Raw genomic sequence first — 10,807 nt, forward strand, 5'->3', positions numbered from 1 at the left:
CGGAACGGTGATAGGGATTTCACGGATGGTCAAGTTGCTGAAATCCTGCAGTCTTAAAAACGCGCCATTCCCGTAGTCTTAAAGACGCGTCATTCCCGCAGTGTGTTAAGCGGGAATCCATTTTGCTTGATGCGCCGTGCTAGGTATCATGGATCCCGGCTGAAGAGCACACCGGGATGACGATAGTGCACCCTAATGCCAAACAACCGCTTGGCGTGCTTCATACCAATCATCCAAATGAGGCTTGTAACTCGACTCAATAACATCTCGCTTCATCTTCATCGTCGGTGTTAGGTGCCCGCTGGCGATGCTCCACTCATCACTGACAATCGTCACGAACTTGATATGCTCATGAGGGTCAAGTGTAGAGTTTACGTCCTTGATTAAAGATTGAAAGCTAGAGGCAAGCTCTGCTTTAAAGTCATCACAGCTTGTTTTTTTGGCCGATGATTCGGCTAATACTACCAATGCGTGAGGTTGTGGGTACTCAGCGCCCGATACACAAACCATCTCAATGTCTTGATGGCCAATAATCTTATTCTCTATTGGCGCTGGCGCAACGTATTTACCTTTACTGGTTTTAAATATTTCTTTGGTTCGTCCGGTAATCTTAAGGCGTTTAAGTTCATCAATTTCACCACGATCCCCGGTTTTCAAATAGCCATCTTCAGTGAACTCAGCCTTGGTTTTCGCCTCATCCTTGTAGTAACCCATCATCAGGGTAGGGCTCTTGATTTGAATTTCACCTTGCTCACTGATTCGACAATCAACACCAGGTAAAGGTTCACCTACGTAACCAAGGCAACTTCTGCCTGGCTGGGACATATGAGAATAACCAAAGTTTTCAGACATGCCGTAGCCTTCGAGGAGTTCAAGACCAAGCTTTTGGTACCAGGCAATCGTATCTTGACTTAGTGGTGCAGAGCCACTCGCAGCATAGCGTACATCCTGCAGACCAAGCGTCTTCAATACGCGTTTTTTCATATAGCCTGACAGTAAAGGAATCTTCATCAAACGATCGAGCTTTTGTTTTGGCATCTTGGCAAAGACACCTGTCTGGAATATTGTCCAAATTCGAGGAACCGCCAGGAACAAGGTAGGGTTTGCTCGGTTCAAGTCAGCGACAAAGGTATCGAGTTTGTCGGCGAAAAATAATTGAAAGCCAACAGATATAGAGGCCATTTCGACTACAAAACGCTCCATCACGTGTGCCAAAGGAAGGTAAGAAAGCATTCTGTCTTGATCAGTCACTTTTAATGAGGCTATCGCGCCTTGTGCAGCATAGGCCATGCTATGGAAAGATAGCATCACGCCTTTGGGGTTCCCGGTGCTACCAGAGGTATAAACAATCGTGGCGATTTCATCTGCTTCGCGAGCTGTATTTTCACTTAAGGCTTCATTCTTTGCGACAATCTGATCCCAGCTAGTATACTTTTGCTGCACTTCTTCCGGGCTTAAGTCAAAGGAAATACAGGGTAAGCTTTCTGGAATACCGTCTTTCATATCGTCCCAATCATCAAGCTTACCAGCGAATAGGACTTGTGCTTCGGAATGCTCAAGTATATAGCTGACGGTATCGGCGTTTAGGGTTGGGTAGAGCGGAACGGTAACGTGTCCTGCCATCCAGATTGCCCAATCCGCCATGACCCACTGAGCGCAGTTTTTTGACAGTAATGCTATGTGGCTCTTGGCTGGTAAATTAAGAGTCTTCAAATAGTTCGCCATCTTTCTGGCTTCAGATACGGCTTGTTGCCAGGTATAGGTTTTAACTTGTCCATTGCCAAGAGGTTGCGTGAGGTAAATGTCCTGGGCCTTTTCCTTTTCCCAGCGATAAACATGTTCAAGTGCGAGTGGAATCTTTCTATCGTTCATTATTATTCCTTTGTAAACGTAGCTATTAGATTGTTATTGGTTTTTAAATTCTGCAGGAGAATTGTACAGATAAGGAGCGTTAATCCCTTGACCCTAGGTTTTAAAATATTGACGCTGGGTTGCACTTGTGGAAGGCTCAACCTAAAGGTTGGGCAGCTACAACAAGCTCAATTGGTCACTAGTAATCTCGTTATATGAGGTGCCTAAGAAGCTGACTACACCATCGACAATAGGTGCGATTTGTCTGGCGAGATACAGGTCATAATCAAGTGGTGATACAAGGTGTTCTATAGGCTCAGGCCCATTCACGGTATAACAATAAGAGACCCAGCCGCCATTTTCATAACGTGGCGCCTTGCCTTCGCTGACTAGCCACTCGTCAGCTTTTTTGGCGGCTTGGGCATGAGGGGGTATATTCGAGGTGTAATCTCTGAGTTTTCTTCTTAAGCGCTTTCGATAGATCAACTGGTCGTCGTATTGCCCGCTTCGTATCCCGCTAAGTAATTGTTTGAATAACTAGGCAACTCGGGTTATTCTAAATTAAGACTGTTTGTCTTCTTTGTACTCTTCAGACTGCAATTTACCAATCCCTTTTAAACGATCTCTAGGATTGACGAGCATTGGTCTGGTTAGAAGTAAGTTGTTTGGATATATAATAACTTCACGCGCTTCACTGATTAGTTTAGTGCTGAATAAGTTAATTTCAGAAATATACCCCTCGACGTAATTATCGCCATCAATCACTCTGACGAAGTTGCCACGCCTGAATGACTTTTGCACTAAAAGAATAAAAAATGAGGTGATGTTACTTAGTACCGACCACCCGGCGAATAACGCCACACCAGTGACCGCCAGAATACTGGCAGACAATGTCAGGAGTCCTTTGAAGTCAAAACCCCATACAAATAGAGTGACTACCACTGTTCCGATTAACAGCAACACATTTACTGCAGCGAGCGCGGTTTCTTTCGATTTGTCTTTTAGATTTCCGTGCTCTGCATGTGCGATGATTCGTGGTCGTAGTACGTATTTAAAAAAGCCGTAGATAATGATGATAACCAACGTTAGCAACACATTTACTTTGTACATTGAAAACCAGGCCAAAAGCTCATCAAACATTTTTTACCTCAAGAATACTTTGCTTCAACTTCATACTTGTTGTCTGTCTACGAGCATAAGCTATTCATAGTTTACGCTCATTCTATCTTCACTCTGGATATACTCCGACTCGGGGTCCACAAGCGCTCGTCCTGCCATTGCGGTTCGACCCAGCAACATAGGATATCGCATATTAGAGCGGTCAGTTAAGGTGATAGGTATCGTCCAATGACTTTTCCCAATGCAGACACTCGCTTCAATCAAGCAACGCTTCTCTTTAGCCTCATTATTGGTCTTAACAAGCCTTTTGTCGATGAGTTTTGCTGACCGTCTACTCGCCCTTCGGTCAGGAAAGACATCCTTTGGTAAATCAAAACTGACCCAAGTTTCATTATCCCTCTCTTCATACTCAATATTTTCGACGTGCAAAGATGAGTTGTTAGCGCCGGTGTCAACTCTTACCTGAACGTTGAATAAATGTAGTCCAGGTAGGTCAGCGTACTCGACTGCACCTAGTAAGATCTTTCCATCCAGGTATTTCGCGAAGGAACTTCCCACAATTGTTTGCTCCTCACTTAGATTTCTATTCTTGGAAAAGTTATCATGGCTCATTTAACAATACCTCGGATTCACTGACCAAATTGTCATTCATTAGTTCTAGATTTTCAGCCACTTCGTTTGGCTTGGAAAAATAAGCAATATGAAATAATGCTTCACCCTCCTGTGCTAATGGGATGTTCTGTTTACCAATAATAATACCCTTAGCATGACTCGTGATGGTGTCTAATACTCGACCAAACGGGTCTTGAATATCTGCCAGCGCATCGCCTTTCTCCACGAGCTCACCAAGCGTTCTTTTATAACGGATAAAGCCACTGTCAGTTGACCTTACCCATCCTGACTGCCTAGCAATAAAAGGTTCATATTTAAGCTTGCTTCGTCGTTTGGTAAGCATATCTAATGAACGCATAACGTTAACGATGCCTCTTACACCCGCACGAATAGATAATTCATCAAATCGCAATGCTTCACCTGCTTCATATAAAAGTACTGGTACGCCCAGTTCTCCAGCAGATTCTCTCAACGATCCATCCCTTATATCGGCATTAAGTACAACAGGCACGCCAAAGGCTTTTGCAAGTTCATTTGTTCTTTCATCATCTAAATTTGCTCGTATCTGTGGCAGATTTGAGCGATGAATCGCACCTGTATGTAAATCAATCCCGTAGTCCGATTTTGAAACGATCTCTTTCAGAAACTGGTTTGCAATTCTTCCTGCTAACGACCCTTTAGTCGAGCCGGGGAAGCTTCTGTTTAAATCTCTTCTGTCAGGTAGATAGCGGCTTTGTGAAATGACGCCATAAACATTTACAATGGGGACTGCTATGAGCGTTCCCTTCATTCCTCTAAGTTGTTTACCTTGAATTAGGCGACTAATAATCTCAGTACCATTTAACTCATCACCATGAATCGCAGCGCTAACGAACAATACCGGGCCATCTTTTTTACCGTGTTTCACGTATACCGGCATCGACATTTCGGTGTCGGTATACAGCGCAACGGTGGGCATTTCAATGTATGCTGATTCACCCGGTTTGATGTCACGTCCTGCTATGGAAAAGCTCTGTCTCATTGTAATATCTCAACTAATATTTGCATTGTCTCAACTAATAACTAACCTTTCCCTTTAGTTTTGGTTGCGTTGGGTTTTGCCTTCTTTTCGATATGCGAAATAATCATCCCCGCTACATTTTTGCCGGTAGCCGTTTCAATGCCTTCTAGCCCCGGGGAAGAGTTCACTTCCATGACAACGGGCCCGGTAGCACTTCGAAGAATATCTACACCGCACATTGATAAGCCCATTGTCTTTGCTGCATCGACTGCTGTTTTTCTTTCAGCTGGCGATAAGCGAACTATTTCAGCCGAGCCCCCTCTGTGTAGGTTTGAGCGAAACTCACCAGGCGCAGCCTGACGTTTCATTGCAGCAACGACTTTATCTCCCACCACAAGACAGCGAATATCAGCACCATTTGCCTCCTTAATGTACTCTTGTACAAGGATGTTTGCTTTTAGACCCATAAATGCCTCAATGATGCTTTCGGCTGTCTTTGTCGTTTCCGCTAATACAACACCAATGCCCTGAGTGCCTTCCAATAACTTAATGACAACGGGTGCGCCACCGACATTCTTAAGTAAGTCATCTATCTTGTCAGGCCGATTTGCGAAACCTGTTCTAGGTAAACCAATCCCTTTTCTAGATAACAGTTGTAAAGAACGAAGTTTGTCCCGTGACCGGCTAATCGCGACCGATTCATTAATACAATAAGTTCCCATCATTTCAAATTGTCTGACGACCGAAGTACCGTAGAAAGTAACCGAAGCTCCTATTCGTGGAATGACAGCGTCATAAAGAGGTAAGGGCTTACCTTTGTATCTCACAGAAGGTTTGGCGCTGGTAATATCCATATAACAATGCATTGTATCGATGACATCAACAGTATGCCCCATCTCTTCTCCTTCTTCTTTTAGTCGGCGAGTAGAGTAGAGCTCTGGGTTACGGGATAGGATTGCTATTTTCATTGGGATACCTCCAAACATTGTCAGTTGAGCTTGTGTAAATCTGTCGTAATTTTGGGCCTGATTTTTTAAAGCGTAAAACGAAAAGAATTTGTGTTGACGACAAAATTTATTAGGTGGTCGAATGACGAAACTAGTATGACAATAATGAGGATAGTGCTATCAATCAGTTGTTTTGGAATCTACTATGATGAACGTCTTAACAATGCCTGACAGATTAACCAAGAGTCAGATAAAAGAAAGTTTTTATAGAACCTACAAGCTAGTAAACCGAGTCACTAACGGAGTGAGTACCGGCGAGGTTTTTAAGCAGGGTGAGAGAGTTGCTTATTGTGAGGGTTTAGATAGTGATGAACCATTTCAATACCTCAAGGGTGTTGTTGACAGTCATATCAGGAACGAAATTAGACTGAGAGAAAATAGCATGCCTGACCTAACAGCATGGTATCGCGCAATTTGTGAGACCCTTCCAATTGAAAGCCGCAAAACGAACGACATTATCTGTGAACTTTTTAAAGCAGGTCGCGAGTATGTTTCGCTAAGTGACTTGGCTGGGAAAGCCGAGATATCAAATACCTCTGAATTATGCTTTTTGTTGTCAAATTTAGCACGAAAAATGTGTGACTCTATACCTTATGAACCGCCCTGCCAGGGTGATGGTCGCGATGCATACCTGGCCTTAATTTGTGATAGTTCTCCTTTAGGTGATAGGGTTAGACTTAATTGTCTCTTTAGTACTATATTTAAGGACTATTGGCATAAATAGGTTAGCTCGCTGGCCTTAACATAGGCGACATCATGGACATTGAGTTATTACGTACATTTTTGGAAGTAAAGAATACGCGTCACTTTGGTAAAGCGGCTGAAAACTTATACCTTACCCAAGCAGCGGTCAGTGCTCGTATCAAACAATTGGAAAATGTATTAGGTGCGAAGCTTTTTACTCGCTTTAGGAATAACTTACAATTAACGGTGACAGGTGAGCGCCTTATTAATCATGCCGAAACAATTATCATTGCATGGGAAAGAGCTCGCCAAGATGTATCGCTACGAAAGAAACAAAAACACGTAATTTCTCTCGGTGCCACAACAGGTCTTTGGGACCTGGTGCTGCAAGACACATTGCACCGACTTCATCGCGATTTTCCAGAAATGGCATTGAGGACGGAAGCGCACAATCCAGATATCTTAACCCGGCACCTAATGGAACGTACATTGGATGTGGCGCTTATTTATGAACCAGCGAAACTCAATGACTTGGTATCTATACCCATAACCCCCGCCGAACTGATTTTGGTTAGCACGAATGCTGACGCAACAGCAGAGGAGGCAGTCCAGCAACGTTATATTGCCATTGATTGGGGTTTGTCGTTTCAAATGAGTTTTACTCAGGTGTTTTCAGATAATATATCACCTATTCTTCATACTACGCTTTCACGAATAGCGCTTGAATTTATGCTTGAATTTGGCGGCAGTGCCTATTTACCATACCGTTTAATTGAACCCTATATCGACAAAAGCCTTTATCAAGTTGCCGATGCGCCGGTCATTGCTAGACAAATCTTTGCGTGCCATCATCGAGAGAACATTCATACGAACGAGATAGAAAACATTCTCAATGTTATTAGGGCGCTTGAAATGCCTGTAGAAGACGCTCCAGAGATTGAAGTGCCAGAAATAATAGAGATATAGAGGGTTATGACATGTTAAGTATTATCCAGCTCTCTGACGATGGTAAGAGTCAAGAGCTCGAAGCAATGTCGATTGATGATCTAATTTCCGGCGACTTACTCACGAGCCAAAAGCTGTGGATTGATCTTACGACCGAAGATCATGAAATAATTAAACGTTTGCTCACAGAGCTAAATATTGACCACCTTGCTATTGAAGATACCCTGCGAAAGAGCCACCCGTCAAAAATCGAGTTTTTTGACGAGCACTTATTTATTTTGTATCGCGGAATTCGTGCCATTGAAGATGATATATCTTTCCAACATCAGTCGATTGGACTCATTGTTAAAGACAACATTCTGGTTACTGTTCACCCGGTTAAATCGGTTGGGGTAGAGCAATCTAAAAAAGCCTTGCGTAAACTCAAACATATATCTCCTATGACGGTCGCTATTCAAATAATGAAAGCAGCATCGAGTGTTTACCTCGAGAAGTTGCTTAATTTTGATACTCAACTTAGTGAGATTGAGGAGCAACTCGAAAACAATGCAAATGACCAACAGTTGAAAGAGCTGACAAAGTTTAAGTCGCGGCTGGTAAAACTGACGCGGACATTTAATTATCATACGGACATAAGTGAAGGCTTACATAAAGAAAGTGATGAGTACGCATATTTCGACAAGGCAGCTTGCGAGCATGCAATTAACGACTTAGATGATCGTTTCCAGCGCCTTTTTACACTTGCTCAGATGCACTACGATATTTGCGGAGATTTGATCGATGGTTATTTATCGATATCAGCGCATCAGCTGAATGAAACGATGAGAGTTTTAACGGTCATCACCGCTGTGTTTGTGCCACTAAGTTTTTTGGCAGGGCTATATGGGATGAACTTTGACTATATACCTGAACTCAAGGTTGAGAACGGCTATTTTTACCTGCTCGCAATCATGTTGTCGCTATCAACGGGCTTAGTTTATTGGTTTAAGAGAAAGCGCTGGCTGTAAAAGCCAACGTTCAATTGAAAAAGTTAGCACTAAGCTTGACCTATCGAAATAGAGATTTCAACTAGAGCGTACAAACAGCAAGAAAAGCTTAGTCGGCTAAAGCCAAAAACTGCCGTTGAAGGGCATTGTCGAAATGGCCTAGTTCTCCTGATTTAAAGATGTCGAAGAATTTTGATTTTGAAGCACTAAGCACTACCTTTCTGACAGTCTGTCTTCTCCACAAAGTAGACATCTGAGAGTTGTTAGATTCGAATCGGTTTGTCTGATACCTGCCAAAAATATCATTACAGAGCCGGAGGTTTGTATAACGCTCATTGCTCGGCTAATATGGATTCTAAAATCGCGTTTCAGAAAAAGACTATTAAACATGTTGCATGATTTCAATGTCCTGCCATTTCTCAGAGCATCCTTTTGTTTCTTGAGCCTTTGTTTATTTAGCGTCCAAACGACCTCGAAAGAACTTCACTTTGTCACCGTTGAGCATGCTCCGCATAGTTTCGTAGAAGCTGGGAAAGTCGTCGGAAGCGTTACACAACTGCTACATGAGATTTTTGAAACAATGGGCTATCAGCTGGAGATTACTTCGGTCCCAGCAAAAAGAGCACTTTTAATGGTGGAGGGCGGTCTTGTTGACGGGGTATATCCGTATACCTACAGCGAGTCGAGAAGCAAATCTGCATACTTTTCTAACCCTATCTCAATAATTGATACTGTATTTTTCAAAAGAAGATCGTCAGAAATATCGTGGGAGACTTTATCAGATCTTCAGCCTTATAGTATCGGGTCAAATGCAGGCTACCATTATCCTATAGCGTTCCAAGCTGCTGAGCGTGAAGGGCTCATAAAGACAGCTCCGCTGTTTTCACAAAACCCAACACTCGACAACTTAAAAAAATTGAACCGCGAGCACATCGAGCTATTTATATGCAACAAGCTGGTATGTCAGTTTTATATTGATCAGTATGCACCTTTGTTTCGGAACATTGACTATATTCCTAAAGCAGTCGGACCTATCAAGGCCTTTCATGTCGGCTTTACTCGCAAGAAGAGTGGGGCCTTAGAGTTGCGTGAACAATTTAACATAGCTCTAGATGGCGCCATAAAGACAGGTCTACTCGAAAAGATCTATAAACAGCAGGGAATCAAATCAAAAGTAAGTCGCCTGGGTTCTCAAGGTGCGAAAGGCCTAGTAATTCGATAACGAGTAACTCAGAGCTTCATCGAATCTTTAAACTGTGGAAAGGTCACGCATTTATTTTTGCGAAGCGCTAGCACCGCTCTTTTTAAAAACGTGGCATATTGCCTATTAGGAGTGATCATTAACGTCCCATAACGAGGTTATTCGCTGCTTTGAATGATACGCCACCCTAACAAACTTATTGGGTTTCCCCCCAAGAATTTGTTAGCCTAAACTCGAGTGGGCTTCGCCCTACCTCACGAGAAAATGCGCTTGAGAAGCTACTCGCGTTAGAGAAGCCGACTTTAAAAGCAATCTGTTCAATGCCTTCAGGTGTACTGATTAAGTATTCCTTAGCTCTATCCATACGAAGTTGATTAGATAGTTTTCTCCAGTTTGTCCCTTCTTTTGTTAGATAGCGTGTAAGCGTTCGTGATGAAATATTGAGCGCTTTAGCCAGTTGTTCTTTGCTCAAGTCTTGGTAGCCATTTTCCTCGAAGTAGCGTTGTGTCTTTGATTCAATGGTAAGCATATCAGGTAGTTGATCAACATATTTTTGGATTCGTTTGGTTAAGATTTTTTCCATCATACGGTTACCTAATGGCATGACGATATCCATTACACGTATGTCATTGAGCAAATAATTATCGTTTTGCTCGAACTTAACTGGGCAGCGATAGTATTCACCTATCTCTTCCATTCCGGGTAGAGGCTCTCCTTTAAACCCAACTTCTACGACAATGTCAGGAATATCGTNGTACAAGGTTTCCTGAAATGAGATGGCTGAGCCCATATCCCTCCCTAGAACAAAAGCGACGCTTTTATCACACAGGCCTCTACGATAATCAAAAGTCGTCTTTACCGAAGACTTATAGATACGTGGTTTTATGATTGAAAAATTCAATTCACCATTTAAATGCTGTGAGGCGAAGTTGATAATAGCTTTTGGTGTTTTACAAGCAAGAAGGGCTTACCCCATCAAACCGAATGAGTTTGCATTGCAATGTAAACCAACATCAAAGCCTACTCTAAAAGGATGAGTGGGCATACAAGCAAGCAAATTTTTAATCACATGCAATTCTTAGTCTAAGGACGGGTCACTATGTTCAAGGCTTTCGAGTGTAATACCAGAGCCCTCCAATACTCGCTTAGTGGATAGGCCTTTAGATAAGGCATATTCAAGCAAGATTGTCACCTGACCGCTTCCCCAACCTGGAAAACGAGCATTAGTATTCATTGTATTTATTCTTTTGTTAAACCGTAATACGACTTTTCCTATTATGCAGCAGTTAAGTTCTATTTAATCTCTATTAGGCACTCAAAAACTGAGAGTTTATTCACATTTCAATCTAACTGTCTCATTTGGTAAACGATTTGTCTTATTAAAGGATGTAGCATGTGTTCA

General features: G+C 42.5%; 12 protein-coding genes. 4 read left to right on the forward strand and 8 right to left on the reverse strand.

What is annotated here, in order from left to right:
* Positions 1-192: 192 nt before the first annotated feature.
* The 6 genes from A3761_RS19250 to rimK form a co-directional block, all read right to left on the reverse strand.
* Complete coding sequence (locus A3761_RS19250; protein ID WP_068508844.1) at positions 193-1,872, reverse strand: AMP-binding protein; 1,680 nt, start codon at positions 1,870-1,872, stop codon at positions 193-195.
* Between the two features lie 156 nt (positions 1,873-2,028).
* On the reverse strand, positions 2,029-2,337 hold the full coding sequence (locus tag A3761_RS19255; protein WP_068508842.1) for a hypothetical protein: 309 nt from the start codon (positions 2,335-2,337) through the stop codon (positions 2,029-2,031).
* Positions 2,338-2,412: 75 nt separating this feature from the next.
* Positions 2,413-2,991, reverse strand: a complete 579-nt coding sequence (locus A3761_RS19260; protein WP_068508841.1) for a mechanosensitive ion channel domain-containing protein — start codon at positions 2,989-2,991, stop codon at positions 2,413-2,415.
* A gap of 60 nt (positions 2,992-3,051) precedes the next feature.
* Positions 3,052-3,582, reverse strand: coding sequence for a RimK/LysX family protein (locus tag A3761_RS19265; RefSeq protein WP_082865127.1), 531 nt, complete (start codon positions 3,580-3,582; stop codon positions 3,052-3,054).
* Complete coding sequence (locus A3761_RS19270) at positions 3,572-4,603, reverse strand: succinylglutamate desuccinylase/aspartoacylase family protein (protein ID WP_068508839.1); 1,032 nt, start codon at positions 4,601-4,603, stop codon at positions 3,572-3,574. The genes A3761_RS19265 and A3761_RS19270 overlap by 11 nt, the downstream gene beginning before the upstream one ends.
* Before the next feature lie 41 nt (positions 4,604-4,644).
* Positions 4,645-5,550 carry a 30S ribosomal protein S6--L-glutamate ligase gene (rimK, locus tag A3761_RS19275; RefSeq protein ID WP_068508826.1) on the reverse strand — a complete coding sequence of 302 codons (906 nt, stop codon included), beginning with the start codon at positions 5,548-5,550 and terminating at the stop codon, positions 4,645-4,647.
* A 184-nt stretch (positions 5,551-5,734) separates the two neighbouring features.
* Here rimK and A3761_RS19280 point away from each other — a divergent pair, with 184 nt between their 5' ends.
* The 4 genes from A3761_RS19280 to A3761_RS19295 all read left to right on the forward strand — a co-directional run bounded on the left by A3761_RS19280 (position 5,735) and on the right by A3761_RS19295 (position 9,426).
* Positions 5,735-6,313, forward strand: a complete 579-nt coding sequence (locus A3761_RS19280) for a hypothetical protein (protein WP_068508825.1) — start codon at positions 5,735-5,737, stop codon at positions 6,311-6,313.
* A 32-nt stretch (positions 6,314-6,345) separates the two neighbouring features.
* Positions 6,346-7,239, forward strand: a complete 894-nt coding sequence (locus tag A3761_RS19285) for a LysR family transcriptional regulator (RefSeq protein WP_068508821.1) — start codon at positions 6,346-6,348, stop codon at positions 7,237-7,239.
* A gap of 11 nt (positions 7,240-7,250) precedes the next feature.
* The gene (locus A3761_RS19290) at positions 7,251-8,225 is read left to right on the forward strand and encodes a magnesium transporter CorA family protein (RefSeq protein WP_068508819.1); all 975 of its coding nucleotides are present in this window, start codon (positions 7,251-7,253) and stop codon (positions 8,223-8,225) included.
* A 367-nt stretch (positions 8,226-8,592) separates the two neighbouring features.
* Complete coding sequence (locus A3761_RS19295) at positions 8,593-9,426, forward strand: ABC transporter substrate-binding protein (protein ID WP_068553159.1); 834 nt, start codon at positions 8,593-8,595, stop codon at positions 9,424-9,426.
* A 175-nt stretch (positions 9,427-9,601) separates the two neighbouring features.
* Here A3761_RS19295 and A3761_RS19300 read toward each other — a convergent pair whose 3' ends face one another.
* Together A3761_RS19300 and A3761_RS26335 are read right to left on the reverse strand one after the other, a co-directional pair.
* On the reverse strand, positions 9,602-10,195 hold the full coding sequence (locus A3761_RS19300) for an AraC family transcriptional regulator (protein ID WP_068750705.1): 594 nt from the start codon (positions 10,193-10,195) through the stop codon (positions 9,602-9,604).
* A 288-nt stretch (positions 10,196-10,483) separates the two neighbouring features.
* A complete protein-coding gene (locus A3761_RS26335) occupies positions 10,484-10,639 on the reverse strand; it encodes a hypothetical protein (protein WP_156490405.1) in 156 nt (51 codons plus the stop codon).
* Positions 10,640-10,807 lie beyond the last annotated feature (168 nt).

Source organism: Oleiphilus sp. HI0123 (assembly GCF_001635315.1).

Excerpts from the sequence above, each read along its gene's own strand:
- A3761_RS19265 (WP_082865127.1), bottom strand. The coding sequence starts at position 3,582 with ATGAGCCATGATAACTTTTCCAAGAATAGAAATCTAAGTGAGGAGCAA.
- A3761_RS19280 (WP_068508825.1), top strand. The coding sequence starts at position 5,735 with ATGATGAACGTCTTAACAATGCCTGACAGATTAACCAAGAGTCAGATA.
- A3761_RS19250 (WP_068508844.1), bottom strand. The coding sequence starts at position 1,872 with ATGAACGATAGAAAGATTCCACTCGCACTTGAACATGTTTATCGCTGG.
- A3761_RS19290 (WP_068508819.1), top strand. The coding sequence starts at position 7,251 with ATGTTAAGTATTATCCAGCTCTCTGACGATGGTAAGAGTCAAGAGCTC.
- A3761_RS19285 (WP_068508821.1), top strand. The coding sequence starts at position 6,346 with ATGGACATTGAGTTATTACGTACATTTTTGGAAGTAAAGAATACGCGT.
- A3761_RS19260 (WP_068508841.1), bottom strand. The coding sequence starts at position 2,991 with ATGTTTGATGAGCTTTTGGCCTGGTTTTCAATGTACAAAGTAAATGTG.
- A3761_RS19270 (WP_068508839.1), bottom strand. The coding sequence starts at position 4,603 with ATGAGACAGAGCTTTTCCATAGCAGGACGTGACATCAAACCGGGTGAA.
- rimK (WP_068508826.1), bottom strand. The coding sequence starts at position 5,550 with ATGAAAATAGCAATCCTATCCCGTAACCCAGAGCTCTACTCTACTCGC.
- A3761_RS26335 (WP_156490405.1), bottom strand. The coding sequence starts at position 10,639 with ATGAATACTAATGCTCGTTTTCCAGGTTGGGGAAGCGGTCAGGTGACA.
- A3761_RS19295 (WP_068553159.1), top strand. The coding sequence starts at position 8,593 with ATGTTGCATGATTTCAATGTCCTGCCATTTCTCAGAGCATCCTTTTGT.